The sequence below is a fragment of the Thalassomonas sp. RHCl1 genome (assembly GCF_947387555.1).
Taxonomy (GTDB): Bacteria; Pseudomonadota; Gammaproteobacteria; order Enterobacterales; family Alteromonadaceae; genus Thalassomonas.
In genome coordinates this window covers 224,321-248,148 of the sequence record NZ_CANDNZ010000003.1, presented here as the reverse complement: position 1 = coordinate 248,148, position 23,828 = coordinate 224,321, and the positions used below count along the sequence as shown (strand labels likewise).

Below are 23,828 nucleotides of genomic sequence, written 5' to 3'. Positions count from 1 at the left end.
GCCGATTTTGGCATTGAACACGATGTCCGCAGCTCCGGTTTATCCTCCTCAAGCCATAATGCTTCATTGTATTATGACGACGGCAAACTCGATGCCAAGCTCTCATATATCTGGCGTGAATGCTACCTGGCAGAAACCTCGGCTGACTTCAGTGAGCCTAGTTATATCGACGACTTTGGCCAGCTTGATTTTTCAAAAAATTACAACCTGAATGACCAGCTACAACTCCAATTTCAAATGCTCAATGTGAGCGACGAAAACATGATAGGCCAAACCTTTCGCCAGGAGGTGGTTTTCTTGCCTTATGGGGTAACGGATCTGAACCGCCGCTTCTTACCAGGTATCAGGTATCAGGTATCAGGTATCAGGTATCAGGTATTCATTGTAAAGAAATCACTTAAACCAGCCACTATAAATTTCTCGCTGTAATAGCGTGTGCCATTAGCATGGGCATTGCCTAACTAAAGTTAATTTTGAAAAAGAACTTTTAGCTAACTCCAACATAATATAACTATTGTGCTTCAGGAAAAGGGTTCGTAATATTTGTGAATTGAATTTATAGCCAATGCAATTAAAAGGTTTATATGACAGACAATATTACGATACGAAACGCGCTGGAGACAGATCGGGCTTTTATTTTCGAACTTTCTCCGCGCTTGGCTGAAGTAGCGGCTTTAACTTGGCATACCAACAGTATCGTTCAAAAAATGCAGGACGATTACATCACTGAAATGCTTGAGCAAACATCAATCCCCCGGGCAACCTTGATTGCAGAAAAAAACGAGATACCACTCGGCTTTGTCCATGCCCGTGCCCATAAGGACAGCATATCGGATGAAACCTGCGGCACAGTCCCTTTATTAGCGGTTGCGCCAGCAGCACAGGGCATGGGGGTTGGGCAGTTGTTGATGCAGGCTGCAGAAGCTTGGGCTAAAGAGCAGGGTTATCGTTTGTTGCATCTGGAAGTTTTTGCCAATAATGACAAGGCGCGAGGTTTTTATCAAAATCTGGGGTTTGAAGCTGAAACTCTGCATATGATCAAACCGCTTTGAGTTGAAATGGCATATTTCTTAAATTAGCGATCAACAGGTTGTGCTTTAGTTAATTTTTGGGGTGAAACACAGGCTATATTCACTATCGCTTTCTGACGCCACGACAAAACCTAACCTGCGGTATAAATGAATAGCCGGGTTCCCTTTAAGCACACTGAGGGTAACAGCTTTACCCTCCCTGGTAGCCTGTGCTAAAAGATTATTGAGTATTTTCGCCCCCAGGCCTTTGCCCTGATGCTCTGGCGCCAGTTGTACCTGAACAATCACCCAGCAAGATTTATCGCGATAATATTTGAGCAAACCCGCTGCTTTATTATTTATCAGTATCAGATTAGCTGCGTCAAAGCGGTATAAAATGCGCGCCAGGTGAGACTGTTCATCTATGGCCCCACCGGTATTTTGTAAATAGCTGTCCATGGTCTTTCTCCTTAAATCAAGGAGAAAGTCCAGATCTGCATCCTTTGCCGGGCGAAAGCCTACTTTCATTGTTGGCGGTTAGAACTCGTTGCTGACAACATATTTCAACATTTCGATAACCTGCTCCGGTGTTTGTGCCCAGGCCATGGCCGAGGCATCCACTTCCTTGAGCGGGTGTATAATATCTTCATCATGTAAAGTGATATAGGGCTTGCCCAGGGCGGCGCAATAACCGGCATCAAAGGCGGCATTCCATTGTTTGTATTTATTGCCAAAGCGCACCACGGCAATATCGCATTGCTCAATCAGGGTCTTGGTTCTGATATTATTCACTTTTGCCGACTTATGATCGCGCCAGAAGTTGCTTTGTTCAGCGCCCAGCAAATCGCCGGCACTGTCGCTCGCCTCATGATCTGTCACCGCGGAAGTGAATTTCACCGGCAAGTTGTTCGCCTGACACCCCTGGATTAATTGTTGTCTCCAGTCGGTATGTATTTCACCTGAGAGGTACACTTTCCATTCCATCTTTATTTCCTGTTTTTCTAAGTAAGCACTTTATTATGTTTGCAGTTTATCGTTTTCTTTATTCGGACAAGCCAAACGCCAGCTATTATACGGACATGTTTTGCTTTTACAAAACTGATGGTGTCAGCGCTCGTTTCTGTCTGGAAATGCACATTGGCAACATGTTATCGCATGTAAAAACGGCCTCTAAACGGAGTATTTAGATACCAAAGCAGGTATTGCAGAATTTCATGATAGTAGGCCGTTTCACTTATCAATACACATTTTGAAATTGCGAGTAAAATCAATAGTAGATTGATAAACCCAACTCTTCTGTAATATCAGCCATCAGGTTCATGCCGACAACTGAATTCCCATAATCGTTTAACGGCGGGCTCCAGGTACAAATAACACCATAACCCGGCACAATAGCAATAACGCCTCCACCGACACCACTTTTGGCAGGCAAACCTACAGAAAAGGCAAACTCTCCCGACTGATCATACATACCGCTGGTAGATAATATAGCATTCACCTTATGTGCGTTTCGTACAGTACAGATGGTATCTTTTGTTCGGGGATCTATGCCTTTGTTGGCTAAAAAAAGTAAACTTTTTGCCAATTGCTCGCAGTTCATGGATATTGAACATTGGGTAAAATAGTGACTTAATACATCTGGTACTTCAGCTTCTATATTGCCAAAGCTCTTCATTAAATAGGCTAATGCTGCATTAAGGTTACCATGCTTCAATTCTGACAGATAAACCTGGTTATCTACGTATATATTGTCATTCTCCGCCAGCTTTCTAACAAAAGATAAAAAGGCGAGTTTACTTGCCGAAAAATGACTTGTTAAGATATCTGATACCAGTATGGCGCCGGCATTTATCACCGGGTTTCGTGGGATCCCTTTTTCCCATTCCAGTTGAATGATAGAGTTAAACGGCTGGCCAGAAGGCTCCATTCTGACTCTTTGCCATATGGAATCCCCGATCCGGTTCATGGCCATGACCAAACCAAACACTTTTGAAATACTCTGGATTGAAAAAGGATGTTGATAATCGCCCGCACCAAAAACCTGGCCATCAATGGTTGCCACTGATATACCCATTAAGTCAGGTTTTACGCTAGCCAGTGCAGGTATATAGTCTGCCACTTTGCCTTGGAGAAAGTTATCGCGCTGTGCAAGCAATAACTCCTGCAGCTTTTCTTGTAAATCAATCGTGTTTTTTTTCATTTAATCGTTTGGTATTTTACTGCTTAAGAGCTGCCTATTATGCACAATATAAATGAGTCGTATAGCGATAAAAATATACCTATCTAAATTAGATAGATACCTGGCATGTATTAGCAAATGAACTTGATTTACCGATATCGTAAGCACACTGACTAAGGTAGCAAAACTGCGTATTTAACGGTCAAGTCTCAAAGTAATATTCAAAACATGGTTTGATAAAGACAGGAGTCGTCAGAAATTATCATAATCTTTTGGGTTGCCAGTCCCACCACTCATGCTCACCTTCTGTTCTCACTTCTTGTAGCCTATAGACCAGCCAATTTACATGAAGCATATTATTTTCATCACGCCAACATGCCTCTGTAGATGGCGGGATCACGGTAACAGTACTTTTGTCCTCTTCAGGCTGTATGGTGATCCCCCCTTGCGGATCAACTTTTAACACGCGGCCATTAAATTTATTCTCGTGCAGAACTGTAGACTTATCTGTATCTATGTATTGGATCTGAACGTAAATTTTTTCATTGAGTAGGTCATTTAAAGTCATAGTTTCATGTCCTTATAATATTTTAAATTGACTCTGCGGGTATAAATTTCTACTGAGTTTTTATGCCCGGTTAAGAAGCAATACTATAGTTGGCTACAATATTTCGCGAAGCGAAAAAGCAGCTGTATTTTGCCCCGCTTGAATAACTTATATTACGAGTATAAGCATTACAGCTTCGATAGCGAATGTAGGCAGACAATAAGCTTGGGCAGCCAAAAACTAAATATATCTCCCAATATCACACATACCATAAAAGACAGGGATAGAGGCTATTTTACTGAGAAAGCATCCTGTTTCAGTGAAAAAGTCTTTCATTCCAAGACGACCGGTCATATACTAACTCAATGCCAAGACCAAGACGCAGTGAATCAACCCGGGAAGCCTTAATAACGGCTGGTATCAACCAGCTGTCTATCTATGGTTATCACGGTACCGGAATAAAGCAGATCCTTGATGAAGTTAAAGTGCCTAAGGGATCCTTTTATAATTTTTTTGCCAGTAAAGAGGCCTTTGTCGCAGAACTGATCAAGCATTACAGTGACGATTTGCTGGCCCGGTTAGCAGATTATTTTCAACATCAGGCGAAGGCCTTAACACCGCTGGATAAATTGAAAGCCATTAATCATTTAAGCTTGCAAAAATTTGCCGATTCCGAATTTCAAACCAGCTGCTTAATTGCCACGATTTCAGCCGATATAGATGCTGATAACCGCTTATGTCAACAGGCTTTGAATCAGGCGGTGGACGATTGCCTGGCAGTTATCACCAGTTTATTTGCACAAGGCCAACAAAGCCTGGAAATACGCCGTGATATCCCCGCAAGTCAGTTGGCACAACTTTACTGGTCTGCCTGGCAAGGGGCGTTATTGAGAACCAAGGTGATTAAAGATAAGCAAGAGGCACAGCTGTGCATGGATGTATTGCTGGACACCTTATGTGGCAATGCCTTAAAGACAAAACCTGATCTTCAGGTTTAATGCTCAAGGCTTATTTTATCAAACTGACTTTACAAGGAAAAAAGATGCAACCCTCTGTCGCCGAAGAAAAAACCAAGCAACCAAATACATTAACGCTTGCCAGCCCTTTTATCCTTAAAAGCGGTCAGCGCATTAAAAACCGCCTGTTTAAGTCGGCGATGAGCGAACAGTTAGGCACTCGGGAGCATAATCCCACTTCCGGTCTGACAACCTTATATAGCCGTTGGGCCGATGGCGGTATTGGCCTGTCCATTACCGGCAATATCATGATTGACCGCACAGCGTTGGGGGAGCCGAAAAACGTTGTACTCGATGAGAAGTCAGATTTAACCTTATTTAAAACCTGGGCCAGTGCCGGCAAAAATAATGATAGCCAAATTTGGGCGCAACTTAATCACCCCGGCAAACAAATTCCCAATTTTATCAGTAAGGAGCCGGTGGCTCCTTCAGCGATCGCTTTAGCACGAGGCCTGGAAAAAGGTTTTAATAAACCCCGGGCATTAAACGAAAGTGAAATTTTGCAGATTATTGAAAAATTTGCCTTAAGCGCAGGCCTGGCCAAAGAAGCCGGCTTTACCGGGGTGCAGATTCATGGTGCCCATGGTTATCTGGTGAGCCAGTTCTTGTCTTCAAGGCATAACCAGCGCCAGGACAAATGGGGCGGCAGCCTGGAAAACCGTATGCGCTTTGTACTTGCGGTATATCAGGGGATACGTGACAAAGTAGGACAGGATTTCCCGGTGGGCATCAAATTAAACTCCGCCGATTTTATGGATGGCAGTTTCAGTGAAGAAGACTCAATGGAAGTGGTCAAATCCTTAAGCGCAGCCGGTATCGATCTGATTGAAATTTCCGGCGGCACCTATGAAAGCCCGTCGATGATGGGGCATAAGGTCAAAGCTTCTACCTTAAAACGCGAAGCCTATTTCCTCGATTACATTGAAAAAGTCAGGCACCTGGTGGATACCCCGCTGGTACTGACCGGCGGTTTCCGTTCGGCAGCGGCCATGCAGGGAGCCTTGGATACCGGGGCGACCGATTTTATCGGTCTTGCCCGCACCACGGCCGTCGACCCGGACTTTCCGAATAAGTTACTGAATAACCAGGAACATAAGCAAGAGTTAAAAATACTGACCACAGGGGTTAAAGCGGTTGACAGTATGGCGATGCTGAATATCACCTGGTATGAACAACAACTGGCCCGCATGGCCAAAGGTAAACAGCCCAAAGCCAATTTAAGCGAGTGGAAAACCTTTTTTAAAGTACTGCTCGGCGCCGGTATCTACTCCTTTAGAAAACGCAGGGCATAAGGTGCCAACGGAAAAGCCTTAATTTTAATCGCCTTAGCCGCCACTTTGGCTGAGGTGATTTTTTAAATAAAAGTGCCTTTTAAATGTTCTGAAAAAGTTTGCTTTTTACTGCGCTGTTATAGTGCTTGAAAGGTGATCTTCCTGCTAAGCTTAGCGTGTATCCTGTTCTTTTTTAGGAGGCAATCATGGCCATTGCAATCACGCTGAAGGAATATTTGGATAAAAACAACACCCACTATGACTTTATCAAGCACCGCACCACAGTAACCGCATTAGATTCATCCCGGGCAGCCCATCTCCCCGCCAAGCAAGTGAGTAAGGCGGTGATATTAGAAAGTGATAACGGGGATTACCTGATGGCTTCCCTGCCGGCAAATAGCCGCCTGTCTTTAACCGAAGTTAATAATATCACCGGCCAGCATTATAAGTTGGTCAGTGAAGAGAAATTGCTGGAATTATTCCCGGATTGTACGGTAGGCGCTATACCGGCAATGGGCAATCCTTACCATATGAAAATGCTGGTTGATGACAGTTTATTAGCGGCTGAAGACGTTTATATCGAGTCTGGTGACCATCAAAATTTACTGAAATTTGAACATCATGATTATGCCAATTTAGTGGCAAAAATGTCGCACGGTAATATCAGGGGAGCGAATCTTGGCGCTCCGAGAATTTGGGAAAGAACCGGTAGGGATTGGTCGATATAAAAGTAGCGGAATAAGTTACTTGTCTGCTTTACCAGTTATTTTGCCAATACCTGGTAAAGCACCCGGTCGTTTTGGGCTATTGCTTGATATGGTAACCGGTTTTAAAGATCCACCACACGGTTAACAGGCACAGGGCCAAAAAGCCGCTGATCACTGCCAGGCTGATCATCACGCTGACATCGGCAATTTCATTAAAACTCCAGCGAAAACCGCTGATCAAATAAAACACCGGGTTAAACATAGTCACGGTTTGCCAGAACGGCGGCAGCATATTCACCGAATAAAAGGTGCCGCCAAGAAACACCAGCGGCGTGATCACCAGTAAGGGAATGATCTGTAACTTTTCAAAATTATCCGCCCAAATCCCGATAATAAAGCCAAACAGACAAAAACTTATTGCGGTCATAAACAGAAACAGCAGCATCCACCAAGGGTGGGCGATTTCCAATGGTACAAACAAACCTGCGGTGGCCAAAATAAGGAAGCTCAGCAGGATAGACTTAGTAGCGGCAGCACCGACATAACCGAGCAAAACTTCAAAATAAGAAACCGGGGCGGACAACAATTCATAAATGGTGCCGGTAAACTTGGGAAAGTAGATACCAAAAGAGGCGTTGGCGATGCTCTGGGTTAACAGGGATAACATGATCAAGCCAGGCACGATAAAGGCGCCATAACTGACCCCGTCAATTTCTGTGATACGCGAGCCTATCGCCGAGCCGAACACGATAAAATATAGCGAGGTGGAAATAACCGGCGACAGGATACTTTGAAAAATGGTGCGTTTCATACGGGCCATCTCGAATTTGTAGATGGCGGCAACGGCGTAACGGTTCATATGGACTCCTTCACAAGCGAGACAAAGATGTCTTCCAGCGAGCTTTGATCGGTTTTTAAATCTTTAAATTGAATTCCCGCCTGTGACAAGTGTTGCATCAGTGATGCAATACCTGTGTGCTCCCGGGTGGCATCATAGGTATAAACCAGGTGCCTGCCGTCCTCCTTAAGGCAAAGTTCAAAAGTCTCCAGCTCCGGCGGCAGCTCTGTCAACGCTTGCTTTAATTCCAGCAACAATTGTTTTTTACCCAGTTTAGCCATCAGGGTACTTTTTTCTTCCACCAGAATAAGCTGGCCGTTTTTAATAACCCCGATGCGATCGGCAATAGCCTCGGCTTCTTCAATATAATGCGTGGTTAATATGATGGTGACGCCGTTTTCGCGCAATTGTTTAACTAACTGCCACATGTCCTGGCGCAATTCAACATCGACACCTGCAGTGGGCTCATCCAGAAATAAAATGCGCGGCTCATGGGACAGGGCTTTGGCAATCAATACCCGGCGTTTCATGCCGCCGGACAATTCCATCATTTTATTGTCTTTTTTCTCCCACAAAGACAAGTCCTTGAGGACTTTCTCTATATATCCGGGATCAGGTTTTTTACCGAACAATCCGCGGCTAAAAGAGACAGTATCCCAGACGGTTTCAAAAGCGTCTGTGGTCAGCTCTTGCGGTACCAGGCCGATCATTTCCCGGGTATGGCGGTAGCCGGAGATAATGTCTTTTCCGTCCACGGTAATAGTGCCTGAGCTTGGATCGATAATGCCGCAGATGGTGCTGATCAAAGTGGTTTTCCCTGCGCCGTTGGGGCCGAGCAGCGCCAGGATCTCTGCCTGTTCGATTGTCAGGCTAATATTATCCAGTGCCTGAAACCCGCCTTTATAAATCTTATTCAGTTTGGTAACTTGAATGATAGGTTGCAAAATTTCACTCATATTTTCAAATAGATAACTGCTAATTTATACGATTTACCCTGTGAATAGCCAGCAAAATGATGAAACTGCCTTTTATTTTCTCTGCTAAGAGTTACTTAATCCCGATGTAAAATAACCCGGGGATATTTCTCCCGGTCATGCTCAATTATAGAGTCTATTCATTTCATTCAAGCAAAGTGCGCAAGTTTTGCCGTTCAGATAGACAACAAAGTGGGAGCGCCAGCTTTTGGTTGACGTATGCTTTTTGATTAACTGGCTGATCCTGCCGACCATTTCCCTGCCCATTCATTAGGACTGCAATAGGTGTGACTCGGAATAAAATTGTCATTTTCTTCGGTTAAAGACAAAGACCCAATCGCCAACCTTCTCTTTCACTGTGTTATAACTGATCGCCCGGGGGTTATCGAGGAAAAATAGCCTCCTCCCGCTTTTCAGCTGGCCTTTTTTATCTTTTAATAATTTACTTAACGAGACAAACTCAGGCTTACCCATAACCTGTAAAACGCTAACTGACTCCCTCATGCTAGCAATTTGATTTAACAATGTTTCTTACGGTAAAGTAAGAGGTTATTGCTTATTCTCATGACCTGAAGGACTCAACCATGAAGCTTTACAACATCATTTGTTGTTCAATATTCTTGTTACTTATTCCCCAAGTAAATGCCGAAACCACCTCACTGATGCAAGGCGCCAAATCTTGTTTTAGCGGCCCTTTTAAAAGCCATGAAAAGTGGCTGAACCTGCTTGGCCAAAAGAAGAAAAAATTCAACCGGGAAATGTTTGCAAAACGCTTTCCCAAGGAAAAATTTGATACTTTAAAAAATAACCTCGAATGTAAGGACTTTGTCTATAAAGTTGACGGCCACCTTATCGAAGGGTATTACCTGAAACCTAAAAAACCGGGCAATAAAAAGCTTCCCGTTGTTATTTATAACCGGGGAGGAAATGGCCCGTTTGGTTATGTGGTCTTCGGCAAAAAACTGGGATTGATTGCTGATCTTGCCATGGACGGCTTTATTGTTATTGGTAGTCAATATCGCGGCGGCAGTGCTAAGCGCATCAATAACAATGGCCGGGATGAATTTGGCGGTGCAGATGTTAATGATGTGATTAAGTTACTGGACGTTGCCAAAGAAATCCCCGAAGCCGATACTTCTCAGGTAGGCATGGTGGGCTGGAGCAGGGGGGCGATGCAATCCTATATTGCCTCTCAGTCAATGCCTGCCTTAAAAACCATAGTAGCTATTGCCGGAAACAGTGACGCCGAAAAGGCCTTGCAATGGCGACCGCAAATGGAAAAAGTCTATCATGGCAGGATCCCGGGATTTAAAGAAAACAGACAAGCGGAACTTACACAAAGATCCGTGAGTAAATGGATAAGCAAGCTGCCGGCAAAAATCCCGCTGCTGTTGATCCACGGCGATCTAGACAAGAGGGTCAATGTTGAACAGTCAAAGTCTCTGGCGATGATACTGGAAAAAGAGCAACATCCGCATAAATTAGTAATCTACCCGGAGGACAATCACGGACTAAGAAAGCATAAAACTGAATTAAAAGCGGAAGTCGCTGCCTGGCTGAAAAAATATTTATCCAGTTAGATGGGTAAATCTTTTAACATACTGTAGTAAATCAGAGGGTGCTGTTAAGGCATAGTCGACATAGGCAAACTAACTTTCAGTCCCGGTAGAAATGTTGATATAATTGCCGGCCTGTAATGTTTAATGGTCTAATGAATGCGCACCCTTTTTTTCCTCATCATATTATTGATGAACCCTGCTTACCTTTATGCTCAATCACAATCACAACAACCGCCACTTGAAGCTTATGGCAAACTAGCCAGTAAAAGTATGATGGTGATCTCTCCAAATGCACAGCGGATGGCTTATAGAGATACCTCTAAAAACCGCGATCTGATGATAGTGATTGATTTAAAAACCAAATCACCGATAACGGCAATCGATGTCTCGGCAGTCAATCCTACTAACGCCTATTTTATCGATAATGAAAGACTTATCCTTGTTGCTTCAGATAATTTACGTCTTTGGGGTTTTAAGGGACGCCACGATGTCAGTGCTGCCTATGCTTTCAACATAAGCACCAATGAGATACATCTGCTGCTAGTCCCCGGCTATGGCATATACAAAGGACAAACTCAATTGGGCAAAATTATTGGCATTTCAGCCGATAAAAAATATGCCTACATGCCTGCTTATAAAAATGCCGGCTCATATAACTTGTATAAAGTGGATTTGGAGAGGAAAAAAAAGCCCAGGTTATACCAGCGCGGGACTTCCGACACGATAGACTTCTTTTTAGATGAAAACAATGAAGTTATTGCCCGTGAGCGCTATAACAATAAAAAAGATTTACACAAGGTTGAAGCCTTGATTGATGATAAGTGGCAAGAAATATTCAGGGAAGAAACTCCCTATCGAACAAAATCATTCAATGGTTTAACACCCGATCGAAAAAGCCTGGTCATGATCAGCCAGGACCAGGCACATGGACGCTGGGCTTATTACACTATGTCGCTGGCTGACGGTAAAATTTCAGGGCCAATCTTTAGTCACGACCATAAAGATATTGAAAATGTATTGACCGATATAAAACGCGTGGTCCATGGCGTGCAATACTCGGGGTTTACGCCGACGTATGAATTTTTTGACGAAAAATTAAATGCCCGCATGCGTGGCCTTAAACAGGCCCTGCCAAACAACACCTTTACCATTACGGACTATACCCCTGACTGGAAAAGTATGATTTTCTATATGGATGGTGAACTAAGTTCCGGCGATTACGTTTTTTATCAAAATGGCACACTGAACATGTTAGCAGCGGCGCGACCTGGCATTCCGGGACAAGCGGTTCACCCGGTAAAAGAGTATCAGTTTAAAGCGAGGGACGGATTAACAATTCCGACCCTGATCACAACCCCTGCAGGCCAAACGGCGAAAAAGCTTCCTGCCATAATGCTGCCTCATGGAGGGCCGGAGTCTTACGATAAGCAGGGCTTTGACTGGATGAGCCAGTACTTTGCCAGTCAAGGTTATTTAATTATTCAACCGCAATTCAGGGGATCTAAGGGCTTTGGCTCTGAGCACTTATTAAGTGGCCGGGGTGAATGGGGCCGTAAAATGCAGGACGATTTGACCGATGCCGTAAATCATCTGGCTGATGAAGGCATGATCGATAAAGATCGAGTCTGCATCGTTGGCGCCAGTTATGGGGGCTATGCCGCATTGGCAGGAGCCACTTTTACTCCCGACTTATATAAGTGTGTCGTCGCTATTAATGGCGTGTCTGATGTGGAGCGGATGCTAAGGACCGAAAAGCGCAATTATGGCAAGAACCATTGGGTAGTATCCTATTGGCAAGATGTAATATCAAAAGGAAATGTCAAAGAAGATCACTTGGAAAAGATATCTCCGATCAATCACATTGAAAAAGTCAAAGCACCTGTATTATTAATTCATGGTGAATTGGATCAAACGGTACCAGTAACACAATCTGAAGATATGTTTGATGAACTCGATGACGCTGACAAAAATGTGACTTTTATAGAGCTGGAAGAGGGGGAGCATAATTTGAGCAAAGGAAAAAACCGGCTCAAGGCATTAAAAGCTATCGATAAATTTATCAAACAACACATTTGAGTCAGCTGATGACTCTCCTTGCTTTTCTGCATTGTGATGTTTGTATATTAATCACCCCGTTGACCCGTGATTAAAAGGGGCTAACGGGGTACTCATCAATGAGGAAAACAGATCAGCTACGGCTTTGAATCTCGAAACTGAGCATAATGTGTTTTAAAGTCGCTATATATACACCTTGCTTGTCGACTCTTAAACGCACATCTCTATATTTATTTGTCATTTCGCCATAGCCAGCCAGAAGCTCATTTCTGTTGTCTGAATCAACTCCAACGGCCATATCACTACAAGTAACAGTCATGTCGACACCGTAGTAAAAGTTCTTTCCGGGTACAATGACATGCGGATATTCAGGTGGAATACTGATATAACAAAATTCAAAAAGAGTTTGTTCACGATAGTCTATTGCCCCGCCAGGCAAGTAATGTGGGCATAAGCGAATGTCTGGCTGATAACCATTACCCCAAACAGCCACATCCAGGTCGAATAAAAGTGCTTGTCCCTCATCACCTCTAACTTGAAATTCAGCCACATAAGTATCTTTGGTAATGGGGCCATATTCCCAGGAACGACCGGGGATTAAAGTAAAATCTGATTCGGTAAAGGTATAACGGTCACCAAAAAAACAGTTGTATCACCCGCAGTTGCAGTGACGGAAAACAGACTAAAGATTAGCGGTAAATAGCTTAACAATTTCATTGAACTTCCTTATTTAATTATGTGTATTTCTCACAATAAAATTGTAACGTTTTTGTTTTTATTGATATCAAAAAGTTAACCCCCTGTGAGTGCAACACGCAAGGTATAACAATTGAGTGATCATAAAATACCGGAGGTGAGGGGGTTGATACCCATTAAGACTCAGGAAGCAAGAGCTAATGGAGTATCAACAAAAGTTAAAAGTTAATACTACAGCTCTTCCAATTCACCATTGGCCACCCTGAATTTATGTTGATGGACCAGAGCCAGAAAATCTTCCGGATTATTATAGTAACTGCGCTCAACAATTCCGGCATTCTTCAATTTACTGTTAACATTATGGAAATTCACCAGCATTTCATTGGCGTTCACTTCAACGATGGCAACACCATGCTCCCACATGCGTGAAAACACCAGGTCATCGCTGATATCATCGCGCTTGGTGGCGCTTTCAGCCAATGTATCAAAGTACACCGGCAAACTTGACAGCGCCGGGCTAACTTCGCCGGTTTGCGCCAGCACCTGGTTCATACCATTTTCCAAAAACGAGCCAAAGGTACCGGACGATACCGAAGAAGTGGTAAAGTTAAACGACTTATTACCGGTCACGCTGCTGGCTTTGTGCTCGGTGACATAACAGCTGTGCACATCGCCGCCCAAACTTATCACACCGAACTGGCTGAGTACATCTTCAACAAAGTTCGACTTATACTGCGGAAAGCCGTCCCATTGATCTGCTTCCAGATAAAAGCGCTGCTTTAACGCCGCCGGTACTATATCTGAATCCAGCACCCCTTCGATCAGGGTACCTGAGTCGGCGCGGCTGGCGGATAAATCAAATATTAACGGAGTAAAGGAGACCGAGCTGCCGAGCATTTTCCAGGTACTACTTGATGTGGCAAAAGTTTGCCCAAGCCAGGTCGTTTGCGCATCATCAAAGCCGCCCTGTACCGAGGTGCCCTGTAGCTGAGCGACATATTCCTTATAACCGGCATAAATATCATAGGTGTCTTTGATCACAAAATAACGGCTGCCGAGGTAATTAAATAACGAAGTTTTACCTAAGGTATAAAACGCTATGCCTTGCTCAACACCGGTTTCCGGCAGGGCCGGTAATTGTTGAATGGCATGTTCCGCCGGCAGACTTTCCTGGGCACTGGCTAATACCTGGTTCAAGTAGCTGGTGGCCAGCTTGCCTTGCACCACAGTAACTGCTCTTTGCTGTCCCTGGGCCAGAGCATCGGTTTGCGTAATATCAATTCTGGCCATAAGCTCCTGCATATATAAACCGGTAAAGACCTCGACAAAAGCTGCTTTATAGGGGGCGTAAATAGCATCATCAATATCGACATAAGGAGACATTTGTGCAACTACGCCATCCACCATGGCCTGGGGCATGCCAGTTGCCAGTAAAAAGTCATTAAGGCTTGCCTGATCCATTTCTACGCCGCCAGGAAAAGCATCTTCGGGAATGATATGATCCGGGCGGTTAGTACGAAAATCGGTCATCGCCAGGTGCAGGTGTTTGCCAAAATGGAAATCACGGTAAATACGGGTATTAGGATATAAATGACTGTCGTCGATACCCAGCAAACCGGCAGGCAGGTCATCTGCAAGATGCGGCTGCTCATGATCAATCGGCATATATTCAAAATAAGCAATTTCGGAATTTTTCCTGCGCTGGGTTTGCTGTTCATCGGCGGCGCCGTCTAAATAAGTGGCGTGATCGCCCCAGCTGTCATCTGAAAATTCGTGATCGTCCCAGATAGCGATCATCGGAAAACGCTCGTGCACTTTTTGCAGCAATTCATCGGTGCGGTAGGTTTTATAGAGCTGACGGTAATTATCTAAACTGTTGGCCGCCTGGGTCGCGCTTTCGCCCACACCTATGGTTAATGCACCTTCCTGATCGGTAAAGGTAATGCTGCGCTCGCTGCCGGTATTTTGGAACAGGGCATCCCCCGTGGTCTCATAAATATAATCGCCAAGGTGGATAACAAAATCGAGATCGTCGTTATCCAGTATTGATAAATAATTGTTGTAGTAGCGGCCGATATAATCCTGACAGGAGACATAGGCAAACTTGACATTAGTATCGGCATCGATTGCCGGTGCGGTTTTGGTTCTGCCGGTGCGACTGGCGTAGTTGCTGCTGCCGCTTTGGTAGATAAAGCGGTAATAATAATGCTGCCCGGGTTTAAGTTCGGTAACGCGGATTTTTAAACAGTGATCTGAGCTTGCCAGGGCGTCGAAGTTTTCTTCTACTACCAAAGTGTTAAAGGCTTCATCAGTAGCAACCTGTAACATTAAGGGGATGTCTGCTTCAGTGCCTGTATCTACCCGGGTCCATAAAATTACTGAGTCAGGTCTGGGATCGCCGGATACCACAGATTGCGGAAAGTACTCGCTGCCATCTAAGATGCTTGGCGTAACCGGGGCGGGATCGGTTTCAGATTTATTGGAATTGCTTGAGCCGCCACAGCCCACCAGGCTTGAACTGACCACTGCACCGGCGCTGATCACCAGGGTTTTGATAAATTTTCGACGGTTATACACCATAATATTTTCCTTCCTGCCTGTTGTTATCTTTATTTGAGTTATTGTTATAAATTGGCTGCCGCAATTATTCGGGATAGCCGGTTATTTTCTTAATTTGTTGATAAATAGGTTTTAATTGCCGGTACATTTTCCGGTAAACCTGACGGTATAACTTGTTATATAAAGCCACATCCTGCTTGTTTGGGGTAAAGGTTTGCTCTATACGGGTCATCGCGGCTATCGCCTGTTGGTAATCGCTAAAATAACCACAGCCCACAGCGGCATTGATGGCGGCGCCCAGCCCGGAAGTTTCATAGGTATGGGGGCGGCAGGCGGGCAGATTAAAAATATCTGCGGTAAGCTGCATCGCCGCATCTGACTGCGAGCCGCCGCCGGAGACCATCAAGCGGGTGATTTTTTTACCCTGGCGTTTTTCCAGGGTTTCCTTGCCTTCCCTTAACGCATAAGCCAGGCCTTCGAGGATAGAGCGGTAAATATGGGCCCGGGTGTGGACATCGCCAAAGCCGATGATAGCGCCTTTGGCTTCAAGATTTTTAAGGCCCGGCGACCAGTAGGGCTGTAGCATCAAGCCCATAGAGCCCGGCGGCACCTGGCTCACCAGTTCATCAAATAAACTTTCCGGACTGACACCGAGTTCTTTTGCCCGCTCCATTTCCCTCAGGCCAAATTCCTGCTTAAACCAGTTCACCATCCAGAAACCGCGGTAGATCATCACTTCGCTGTTATATTGCTTTGGGATTGCCGAGGTATAGGGAGGAATAAAAGGCTGGGGTTCGACATAACGGGCGTTATTGGTATTGATGGTGGCCGTGGTGCCGTAACTCAAACTGGCGGTTTCCGGGGAAATACAGCCGGATCCTAAGACTTCACAGGCCTTATCCGAAGCGGAGGCGATAAGTTTGGTGCCGGCTTTTATACCGGTAAATGCTGCGGCCTGTTCGGTAATTTCTCCTAATATCTCTCCCGGTTCTACCAGCTCAGACAGCATGCTCTCTTTGACCGGCAGCGCATGCCATTTCCAGTCGTGACGTCCGGCCCAGCGCTGCTTCTTATAATCAAAAGGCAAATAGGCGACGATACTGCCGGCAGAGTCTTTAAAATTACCGGTCAGGCGGTAGGTCAGATAACCGGACAGCAATAAAAACTTATCCGTTTTTTGCCAGATCTCTGGCTGATTTTGCGCCAGCCAGTTGACCTGGGCTTTACGGCGGAAATAATCAATCACCTGGGTCTGGCGGATACAGGAAAAAATCAAACGCCAGTACCAGGGCATCTGCTCCTTAATCTCTGCCAGGCGCTGATCCAGCCACAAAATCGCGGGCCGCAGCGGCTGGCCGTTTTTATCAAGATTGATCACGGTTCCCCGCTGGGTGGTAACGGTTACCGCAACCACTTTTTCCCACAGGTTTTGCTCGATAACCTCTTTTTGCTGCCACAAGGCCTGACAGGCTTTACCCAGCATTTGCCAGAAGTAGTCCGGCTCCTGCTCCGCCCAGCCGGGATTTTTGGAAAAATAGGCTTGAAGTTCAATCCGGCTTTTCGCCACCAGGTTACCTTTGAGATCAAACAACAAGGCCCGAATACTCTGGGTACCGTTATCCAGGGTTAAGATGAGTTTTTCCTGCTCGGGAATACTGTTTACTTGCTGATGAGAAGTGTTATCTGTCATTACTACTGGCTTATTTATTATTGTGGTATTACAAGAGCGGGGTCAGGCATTGCGGTTTGCGGCATATCTTTGCCCGGGCAGCTGTAACTTTCCTGCCAAAGCTTCTTATAACGGTTGCTTTCCAGCTGCCAGCGTGCCTCATCCCAGGGTAAAAACTCCGCGCACAGTGCTTTAATCTCGCTAAGGTAGTCAAGACCACCCTCGGGTAAAACATTACCTAAACGGGTACGCCTGAGCAAGAGATCATCTAAGTGCACCACTTGCTCATATTTAACCGCCCACAGCAGCTCACCCCATAAGTGGCGGCTATAAGAAATAGTCTGACACAACTCTCTGTTTTGCTCGGTAAAAACCTGACTGAGGGCGCCGTAACAGGCATTAATCTGCTTTTGAATATGCCGGGGAAGCCTGGCGCTTGCAAGGTAGTCCTTTGCTTTACCCTGTTCAAAAATAGGCTGGCTTAACAATTCGTTGTCAAAGCCAAAGTCACTTTGCACCTTATGCAAAACCTGCTGGGCAATTAATTTAAAGGTGGTTAACTTGCCCCCGGCAACGGTGATCAAACCCGGACTTTGCCAGATGCCATGCTCACGTTTTTCCTTTGAAGGGGAAATAATGCCGCCACTGGCGATCACCGGGCGAACGCCCGAATAGCTGGAAATAACATCATCGACGCTAATTTTCATTGAAGGAAACTGATGAGTAATGCATTGCATCAGGTAATCAAATTCCTGCACGCTTATCTGCGGTTCAAAATTGAGATCCTGGTGATGCTCAACATCTGTGGTGCCAACCACAGTAACATTTTGCCAGGGATAGATTTGTACCGGCCTTTTATCTTTGGGGTGTAATACCGCTATCACACTAGCGACCGGCAAGCGCCAGCTAGGCAAAATAATATGGCTTCCCCGCAGCGGCCGCATTTTAAAAGGCAATGCTGTTTTGTCCGCTGTTGTCGGCAACAACGCATCTGACCAGGCCCCGGTGGCGTTCACGACCACTTTGGCGTTGATGGTAAAGGTTTGGGCATTTTCTGCCGCCTGTACTTTAACCCCAGTCACTTGTTCGCCAGTGGTGAGCAAATCAAGTACTCTGACATAGTTAACCGCCTGCGCCCCCAATAATTTCGCTTCCTGGATTAACCTTTGCACCAGCCGGGCATCTTCGGTCAGGGCATCGCTAAACTGGCTGCCGCCAAGCAAATCCTGCTCTTTGGCTTTGGGTACTAAACTTAAGTATTTTAATTTCGACCAGAACTTACGCTTTTTGATACCGGCAAAAACATCATATGCGGCCAGAAGGGCATTAAAGAGCCAGGGCCAGGGAAATTCACGCTGATAATGGCTCATCACAAAGCTGTGATCCGTAACCAGATCCTGCGCCTCTTTGAGCAGTTTTTGCCGCTCCCGTACCGACTCTACCGTCAATTTAACCTGTCCCTGGGCCATATATCTTAAGCCTCCGTGCACCATTTTTGATGAACGGCTGGAGCTGCCCCAGGCAAAGTCTTTTTGCTCTAACAGCAGCACCTTAAGTTTTAACTTGCTCGCCAGCTTTAAAATGCCGGCCCCGGTGATCCCCCCGCCGATAATAATCATATCCCAGCACCGGCCGTCTTTAAGTTCGGCTAAGCGCTGCTGGCGCGTCATCTTAAAATTTGATGACAGGGGATCAAATTCACTAGTCATCGAGTAAGGTGCCCGGGTTCAACTGTTTATGGGGGTCAAAATGCCGGCATAACTTGGCAATCACATTCATGCCCAGCTCGCCTTTTTCCTGCGACAGGTAAGGGGCATGATCTTTACCGACCCCGTGCTGATGGCTGATGGTGCCGCCGTTATTGACGATAACGTCACTGGCGCTGTGCTTTAACTGCTGCCAGCGCTGCAAGGTTTGCTGATAATCCTTGCCGTTGCGGTAAATATAGGTGGTATAGAGACTGCAACCTTGCCCGTAGACATGGGATAAATGGGTAAAAACATGAATATTTTCATTCTGCCCGGCTAAGGCCTGGGAAAGGGCGGTTTCTATTCTCATCATCAGAGCGTCAACATTGCCCCAATCGGTGGCGGTTTCCAGGGTGTCCACTACATAACCCTGCTGCCATAAGGCATCCCTTAAATACGGGAAACGGAAACGGTTTTGCTGCCACTTTTTCCCCAGCAGCTTGCCGGTTGAGACCCCACAAAACTGACTCAGCTGTTTTTTCAACTGTTTTTTGGTGGCGCTAAGCTGGAGCTTGCTACCGGTGATGCCTAGGGTCAGCATGCATTTATTGTCTTTACAGCCACGCAGCGCCAGATAACGCTCAAGCCACTTGATGCCGTTTTCATGTCCGGCAAGTTTCAACTGGGTTTGGGTTTCAACAGCGTTGCTGACCCTGAGCATGGAAAGGGGAATACGGCTTTGTACCACCTGCTTGCAAAATCCGGCGGCCTGTTGCCAGCTCGGGAAGAAAAATACCGAGAACTCTTCACGCTCCGGCAACTTGCTTACCCTGACCTTAATTTCCGTTAATATGCCAAAGCGTCCTTCGGAGCCGAGTAATAACTCCCTTAAGTCCGGTCCCGCCGAAGAGGCAGGGAAAGTGGGCACATCCATGGAGCCTTCAAAGGTTTCTAAATTGCCGCCGGCAAACATCTGCTCTATCCGGCCATAACGCAGCGACTGCTGGCCGCTGGAGCGGCTGGCGACCCAACCGCCGATAGTGGAAAGTTCAAACGACTGGGGAAAATGCCCTAAGGTATAACCTTTGGCCCTGAGCTGGGCTTCCACCATAGGCCCCGGGGTGCCGGCGCCGAAGGTGGCGATGTTGCTGTCGGGATCTAAATCCAACAGCTGATTCATATGCCCCATATCCACGGTAAGAACGGGCCGCGTGGATATTTTCGGGTTGATGTGCCCGGCGACGCTGGTACCGCCGCCGTAAGGAATAAGTTCAACATCATTTTCGCGGGCATAAGCCAAAATGTCTTTGACGTCCTGGCGGTTTTTTGGGAAACAAACACCGTCTGGAAAGGCATGAATATCACCGCTGCGCATCGCCAGCCAGTCGGGTAAGGACTGTCCACGGGCATGGCGTACACGCTGCTCTTTATCCAGGGATATGAGTTTATGCTCGGCCAGGCGGCTGGCAGGCACTTTATCCATGACCTGCTGCAGGCTTGCATCTGCCAGGCAGTCGGCCTTGTCTATTAAGCTTTGTAAAAACTGCCCCGCAGACTGAGGTAACTCCATGCTGGTACTTTCATCACCCCAGCCATTCCAACGTCTCATACCCGTACACCTAACTTTTAATTGATTACGGCTTATGATAAAACACTTGTTTGATGGAAATAATGTCCTAAAAAGACACCCAAGGTGACATTTCGGGACAGCATTTTTGAGCCAAGAAAATGAATCAGGCACAACAAAAATACAACCAAGTAAGACTAGGGCAATGGATAAAAATTTAGGAAAAGCCTCGGTTCCTGCCGTAAACCAGTACCTGGCATTAGCCAAGGAGCAAGGCATTGATATCGACAGTGTGCTTGAACGGGCCGGTATTCCCAGCGAGTTAATCAAAGACAACAGCCGGCACATTACGGGACTGGCGTTTCAAACCCTGATCGCTTTGCTGATTGACGAGTCTGATGATGAACTGTTTGGTTTACACACGGCCAAATTTGTCCAGCCTGGCTCTTACAGCGTGTTGGGCTATATTTCCATGAATTGCGACACCCTGGGACAGGCGATCACCAAAATCGCCCCCTTTGAAAAACTGGTGGGGGATATGGGCACCACAGGTTTTGGCCAGACAGGTCCTTATGTCAAACTCAGCTGGCGCTGCCAGTTTCCCGATTTAGCGGTCAGACGGCACATGATAGATAACTGCCTGGCCTCCTGGATCACCTTTGCCCGCTATCTGGTGGATCATAAGGGCGACCCGGTAAAAGTGCTGTTAAGCCGCAATACCCCGGCTCTAGCCCAACAGACAGAATATCAGCATATTTTCGGTTGTCCTGTGGTCTATAACCAGGATGAAGATGCCATTTTATTCGAACCGGAATTGCTGTCTCACCCGTTAAACAAAGGGGATCAACAACTGCTCTCGACCCTGGAATCCCATGCCAACAAGCTGATCACCGATTTAACTTCCCCGGATACCTTACTGGTTCAGGTAGTCTCAGCCATTGAAAAATCCCTGAGTACGGGAAATTATCATCAACAGGATATCGCCGCCCAGCTGGAGATGTCCGGCAAAACCCTGCAAAGAAGACTGGCAAAAGAAAATACCAGCTTTCAGCTCTTGCTCGATAAGACCCGTTTGCGCCTGGCCAAAGAGTTTTTAGCCGATCCCGAGCTAAACCTCGACCAGATAAGCAGCGAGCTTGGTTTTTCAGAACCAAGATCCTTTTATCGCTGGTTTCAAAAACTGACCGGTTCAACTCCAGGTAACTATAGGAAAATAAAGGAATAAATCTAGCTTCAACCTTGTCAAATTTGTAACTTAGCTGAAAACATGCTGTAAAAAATTAATATTTGACATAGAAAAATAATAATCTAGAGTGGTCCGACATGCCCGAGGGGAGAGGTGATTATGACGACATTCGATTTTATTATTATTGGCGGCGGATCCGCCGGTTGTGTCCTGGCCGAACGCTTATCGGCCTGCGGTAAATACCAGGTTTGCCTGCTGGAAGCCGGTCCGAAGGACAGTTCGAATAATATCCATGTGCCCCTTGGCGTGATCAATTTAATGCGCAGCAAAACCCTCAACTGGCAATATAACTCCCATACCGAACCCAGCCAGAACCAAAGGCAAATATTCAACCCCAGGGGAAAAACTCTCGGCGGCAGCAGCTCTATCAATGCCATGTTATACGTGCGGGGACAAAAAGAAGATTATGATCACTGGGCTGAATTAGGTAATGATCTTTGGAGTTTCGATCAGGTATTACCCTACTTTAAAAGCACTCAATTTCAGGAGCGCGGCGCAAGCGAATTTCATGGTACAGACGGCCAGTTAAATGTTGCCGATTCCCGCTCTAAGTTACCGGTTTTTGACGACTTTATTCAGTCGGCGCAAAGTGCCGGCTTTAAAGCCAACGATGATTTTAACGGTGCAGATCAGGAAGGGGTAGGGTATTACCAGTTGACCCAAAAAGACGGTCAGCGTTTTAGTGCCGCCAAAGGCTTTTTAACGCCAAATCTGAGCCGGTCAAACCTCACGGTATTAACCGATGTTTCGGTCACTAAACTCATTATCGACAATAAGCGGGTAACGGGTGTTTTTTACCGGGAAAAAGGCAAGGAAAATAACAGCCTAAAACAGCTTCATGCCAGCAAAGAAGTACTGTTAAGCGCCGGGGCTTTTAACTCACCGCAACTGTTGATGCTCTCGGGCATAGGGCCAAAAGAAGAACTCATCAAACATGGTATTTCCCTGGAACATGAACTACCGGGAGTGGGGCAAAATTTGCAGGATCATGTGGATGTCATGGTGGTAAACAAGCACAAGCGCAACGACTTGCTGGCATTAAGACCCAAAGCCGCCTGGTGGGCAGTAAAAGATGCAATGAAATTTATCGGCGGCAAGCGCGGCGTACTCACATCCCCGGTCGCCGAAGCCGGTGGTTTTATTAAGTCAGAGCCGGATTTATCGCGACCGGACTTACAATTACATTTTATTCCCGCCGCTATGGATGATCACGGCAGGAATTTCAAGATGTTAACTAACTACGCCGTCTCCTTGCATGTCTGTTTGCTACGTCCAAAAAGCCGGGGCTGTGTCACGCTTTACAGCGCTGATATCAACGCAGATCCGAAAATTCAACTGAACATGCTGGATGAAACAGACGATCAGCAAATCATGATCAAGGGGCTAAAACTCGCCCGGGAAATTTTAGCCCGGGAGCCGCTGGCAGAAAAAAATGGTGATGAGATCCTGCCCGGTCAAGCCTGTCAAGATGATGAAGCGATATTGGAATTTTTAAAGGAAAAATGCAATACCATTTACCACCCGGTAGGCACCTGTAAGATGGGCAATGACGACCTGGCCGTGGTCGATCAAACCCTTAAAGTACATGGCCTGGAGCAATTACGTGTGATTGATGCCTCGGTAATGCCAACCTTGATTAGCGGCAATACCAATGCTCCCACTATCATGATTGCTGCCAAGGCTGCGGATATGATTTTGGCTGATTATGCTTAACCAAAATGATAAAAGATTATCTCTTAGGCTGGCCAGATGGTTGTTAACTGTGCTGCATGAGATGAAATTGCGCTGACACTCAAAACACACGGTAATGCCAGAGAAGTAACCTTTTTATTAAACATATTCGTCCTTAATTTAATTGATATATTTTGGCAAACTCTTGTTGTTATCAGGCACTTGAGTGCTCGACAAGATTTGAGAACAACAAACTTAATAAAAGTTATAACAGTAACAAGAGGCAGTAAGTCGTATCACGACCTCAAGACCGTTAACATTATTTTAACCAGACATCTAAAGAGATTATGCATTATCCTGTTTTATATCAAAGATGGCTTTACTCATGAGCTAATATTTTTCCATGGCAATCCTTGGGATGATTTTGTCATGCTCACAACGAGGTTCTCGTCAGCAAAGGTTATCTCCACCAGTCAAAATATATTGCAGGTATATAATGTTTTTACCAATAAAGTCAATTAACTATGTTATTTCCGAGGAATCTTCTTATCCATTTAGCTTAATAAAAACTCCTCA

At 45.8% G+C, this 23,828-nt stretch carries 20 protein-coding genes; 9 read left to right on the top strand and 11 right to left on the bottom strand.

The window, feature by feature from the left end:
• The first annotated feature begins 66 nt into the window (after positions 1-66).
• Together QL234_RS11500 and QL234_RS11495 are read left to right on the top strand one after the other, a co-directional pair.
• Positions 67-429 (top strand): hypothetical protein, encoded by a 363-nt coding sequence (locus tag QL234_RS11500; protein WP_281557981.1) that lies wholly within the window; start codon positions 67-69, stop codon positions 427-429.
• Between the two features lie 155 nt (positions 430-584).
• On the top strand, positions 585-1,052 hold the full coding sequence (locus QL234_RS11495; protein ID WP_281557980.1) for a GNAT family N-acetyltransferase: 468 nt from the start codon (positions 585-587) through the stop codon (positions 1,050-1,052).
• Positions 1,053-1,097: 45 nt separating this feature from the next.
• Here QL234_RS11495 and QL234_RS11490 read toward each other — a convergent pair whose 3' ends face one another.
• The 4 genes from QL234_RS11490 to QL234_RS11475 form a co-directional block, all read right to left on the bottom strand.
• Positions 1,098-1,469, bottom strand: a complete 372-nt coding sequence (locus QL234_RS11490; protein ID WP_281557979.1) for a GNAT family N-acetyltransferase — start codon at positions 1,467-1,469, stop codon at positions 1,098-1,100.
• A gap of 78 nt (positions 1,470-1,547) precedes the next feature.
• A complete protein-coding gene (locus QL234_RS11485) occupies positions 1,548-1,994 on the bottom strand; it encodes a YtoQ family protein (RefSeq protein WP_281557978.1) in 447 nt (148 codons plus the stop codon).
• A gap of 283 nt (positions 1,995-2,277) precedes the next feature.
• Positions 2,278-3,210, bottom strand: a complete 933-nt coding sequence (glsB, locus tag QL234_RS11480) for a glutaminase B (RefSeq protein WP_281557977.1) — start codon at positions 3,208-3,210, stop codon at positions 2,278-2,280.
• Positions 3,211-3,451: 241 nt separating this feature from the next.
• On the bottom strand, positions 3,452-3,757 hold the full coding sequence (locus QL234_RS11475) for a hypothetical protein (protein ID WP_281557976.1): 306 nt from the start codon (positions 3,755-3,757) through the stop codon (positions 3,452-3,454).
• Positions 3,758-4,101: 344 nt separating this feature from the next.
• Between QL234_RS11475 and QL234_RS11470 the strand changes: the two genes are divergently transcribed.
• From QL234_RS11470 to QL234_RS11460, 3 genes are all read left to right on the top strand, one after another.
• Complete coding sequence (locus tag QL234_RS11470; protein WP_281557975.1) at positions 4,102-4,734, top strand: TetR/AcrR family transcriptional regulator; 633 nt, start codon at positions 4,102-4,104, stop codon at positions 4,732-4,734.
• Positions 4,735-4,778: 44 nt separating this feature from the next.
• Positions 4,779-6,044, top strand: a complete 1,266-nt coding sequence (locus QL234_RS11465) for an NADH:flavin oxidoreductase/NADH oxidase family protein (protein WP_281557974.1) — start codon at positions 4,779-4,781, stop codon at positions 6,042-6,044.
• 185 nt (positions 6,045-6,229) lie between these two features.
• Positions 6,230-6,751 carry a YbaK/EbsC family protein gene (locus QL234_RS11460; RefSeq protein WP_281557973.1) on the top strand — a complete coding sequence of 174 codons (522 nt, stop codon included), beginning with the start codon at positions 6,230-6,232 and terminating at the stop codon, positions 6,749-6,751.
• A 76-nt stretch (positions 6,752-6,827) separates the two neighbouring features.
• Here QL234_RS11460 and QL234_RS11455 read toward each other — a convergent pair whose 3' ends face one another.
• Both QL234_RS11455 and QL234_RS11450 read right to left on the bottom strand, forming a co-directional pair.
• Positions 6,828-7,589 (bottom strand): ABC transporter permease, encoded by a 762-nt coding sequence (locus tag QL234_RS11455; protein WP_281557972.1) that lies wholly within the window; start codon positions 7,587-7,589, stop codon positions 6,828-6,830.
• Positions 7,586-8,512 (bottom strand): ABC transporter ATP-binding protein, encoded by a 927-nt coding sequence (locus QL234_RS11450; protein WP_281557971.1) that lies wholly within the window; start codon positions 8,510-8,512, stop codon positions 7,586-7,588. The genes QL234_RS11455 and QL234_RS11450 overlap by 4 nt, the downstream gene beginning before the upstream one ends.
• 614 nt (positions 8,513-9,126) lie before the next feature.
• On the opposite strand from QL234_RS11450, the gene QL234_RS11445 reads away from it, so the two are divergent.
• Positions 9,127-10,122, top strand: a complete 996-nt coding sequence (locus QL234_RS11445; RefSeq protein WP_281557970.1) for a prolyl oligopeptidase family serine peptidase — start codon at positions 9,127-9,129, stop codon at positions 10,120-10,122.
• A gap of 135 nt (positions 10,123-10,257) precedes the next feature.
• A complete protein-coding gene (locus QL234_RS11440; RefSeq protein WP_281557969.1) occupies positions 10,258-12,177 on the top strand; it encodes a S9 family peptidase in 1,920 nt (639 codons plus the stop codon).
• 112 nt (positions 12,178-12,289) lie between these two features.
• Here QL234_RS11440 and QL234_RS11435 read toward each other — a convergent pair whose 3' ends face one another.
• From QL234_RS11435 to QL234_RS11415, 5 genes are all read right to left on the bottom strand, one after another.
• Positions 12,290-12,706 carry a hypothetical protein gene (locus QL234_RS11435; protein WP_281557968.1) on the bottom strand — a complete coding sequence of 139 codons (417 nt, stop codon included), beginning with the start codon at positions 12,704-12,706 and terminating at the stop codon, positions 12,290-12,292.
• 377 nt (positions 12,707-13,083) lie between these two features.
• Positions 13,084-15,432: an alkaline phosphatase D family protein gene (locus tag QL234_RS11430; protein WP_281557967.1), complete on the bottom strand. Its 2,349-nt coding sequence runs from the start codon at positions 15,430-15,432 to the stop codon at positions 13,084-13,086.
• A gap of 64 nt (positions 15,433-15,496) precedes the next feature.
• Positions 15,497-17,101 carry an FGGY-family carbohydrate kinase gene (locus QL234_RS11425; protein ID WP_281557966.1) on the bottom strand — a complete coding sequence of 535 codons (1,605 nt, stop codon included), beginning with the start codon at positions 17,099-17,101 and terminating at the stop codon, positions 15,497-15,499.
• Positions 17,102-17,118: 17 nt separating this feature from the next.
• Complete coding sequence (locus QL234_RS11420; protein WP_281557965.1) at positions 17,119-18,789, bottom strand: glycerol-3-phosphate dehydrogenase/oxidase; 1,671 nt, start codon at positions 18,787-18,789, stop codon at positions 17,119-17,121.
• A complete protein-coding gene (locus QL234_RS11415; RefSeq protein WP_281557964.1) occupies positions 18,782-20,377 on the bottom strand; it encodes an FAD-binding oxidoreductase in 1,596 nt (531 codons plus the stop codon). Before QL234_RS11415 ends, QL234_RS11420 begins: the two co-directional genes overlap by 8 nt.
• 163 nt (positions 20,378-20,540) lie before the next feature.
• Between QL234_RS11415 and QL234_RS11410 the strand changes: the two genes are divergently transcribed.
• Together QL234_RS11410 and QL234_RS11405 are read left to right on the top strand one after the other, a co-directional pair.
• Positions 20,541-21,560 carry an AraC family transcriptional regulator gene (locus QL234_RS11410; protein ID WP_281557963.1) on the top strand — a complete coding sequence of 340 codons (1,020 nt, stop codon included), beginning with the start codon at positions 20,541-20,543 and terminating at the stop codon, positions 21,558-21,560.
• A 120-nt stretch (positions 21,561-21,680) separates the two neighbouring features.
• Positions 21,681-23,294, top strand: coding sequence for a choline dehydrogenase (locus tag QL234_RS11405; RefSeq protein WP_281557962.1), 1,614 nt, complete (start codon positions 21,681-21,683; stop codon positions 23,292-23,294).
• Positions 23,295-23,828: the final 534 nt, after the last annotated feature.

What these genes read in the sequence shown, in the direction of transcription:
- QL234_RS11495 (WP_281557980.1), top strand. Translation starts at nt 585, where the DNA reads ATGACAGACAATATTACGATACGAAACGCGCTGGAGACAGATCGGGCT.
- QL234_RS11490 (WP_281557979.1), bottom strand. Translation starts at nt 1,469, where the DNA reads ATGGACAGCTATTTACAAAATACCGGTGGGGCCATAGATGAACAGTCT.
- QL234_RS11485 (WP_281557978.1), bottom strand. Translation starts at nt 1,994, where the DNA reads ATGGAATGGAAAGTGTACCTCTCAGGTGAAATACATACCGACTGGAGA.
- glsB (WP_281557977.1), bottom strand. Translation starts at nt 3,210, where the DNA reads ATGAAAAAAAACACGATTGATTTACAAGAAAAGCTGCAGGAGTTATTG.
- QL234_RS11475 (WP_281557976.1), bottom strand. Translation starts at nt 3,757, where the DNA reads ATGACTTTAAATGACCTACTCAATGAAAAAATTTACGTTCAGATCCAA.
- QL234_RS11470 (WP_281557975.1), top strand. Translation starts at nt 4,102, where the DNA reads ATGCCAAGACCAAGACGCAGTGAATCAACCCGGGAAGCCTTAATAACG.
- QL234_RS11465 (WP_281557974.1), top strand. Translation starts at nt 4,779, where the DNA reads ATGCAACCCTCTGTCGCCGAAGAAAAAACCAAGCAACCAAATACATTA.
- QL234_RS11460 (WP_281557973.1), top strand. Translation starts at nt 6,230, where the DNA reads ATGGCCATTGCAATCACGCTGAAGGAATATTTGGATAAAAACAACACC.
- QL234_RS11455 (WP_281557972.1), bottom strand. Translation starts at nt 7,589, where the DNA reads ATGAACCGTTACGCCGTTGCCGCCATCTACAAATTCGAGATGGCCCGT.
- QL234_RS11445 (WP_281557970.1), top strand. Translation starts at nt 9,127, where the DNA reads ATGAAGCTTTACAACATCATTTGTTGTTCAATATTCTTGTTACTTATT.
- QL234_RS11440 (WP_281557969.1), top strand. Translation starts at nt 10,258, where the DNA reads ATGCGCACCCTTTTTTTCCTCATCATATTATTGATGAACCCTGCTTAC.
- QL234_RS11430 (WP_281557967.1), bottom strand. Translation starts at nt 15,432, where the DNA reads ATGGTGTATAACCGTCGAAAATTTATCAAAACCCTGGTGATCAGCGCC.
- QL234_RS11425 (WP_281557966.1), bottom strand. Translation starts at nt 17,101, where the DNA reads ATGACAGATAACACTTCTCATCAGCAAGTAAACAGTATTCCCGAGCAG.
- QL234_RS11420 (WP_281557965.1), bottom strand. Translation starts at nt 18,789, where the DNA reads ATGACTAGTGAATTTGATCCCCTGTCATCAAATTTTAAGATGACGCGC.
- QL234_RS11415 (WP_281557964.1), bottom strand. Translation starts at nt 20,377, where the DNA reads ATGAGACGTTGGAATGGCTGGGGTGATGAAAGTACCAGCATGGAGTTA.
- QL234_RS11410 (WP_281557963.1), top strand. Translation starts at nt 20,541, where the DNA reads ATGGATAAAAATTTAGGAAAAGCCTCGGTTCCTGCCGTAAACCAGTAC.
- QL234_RS11405 (WP_281557962.1), top strand. Translation starts at nt 21,681, where the DNA reads ATGACGACATTCGATTTTATTATTATTGGCGGCGGATCCGCCGGTTGT.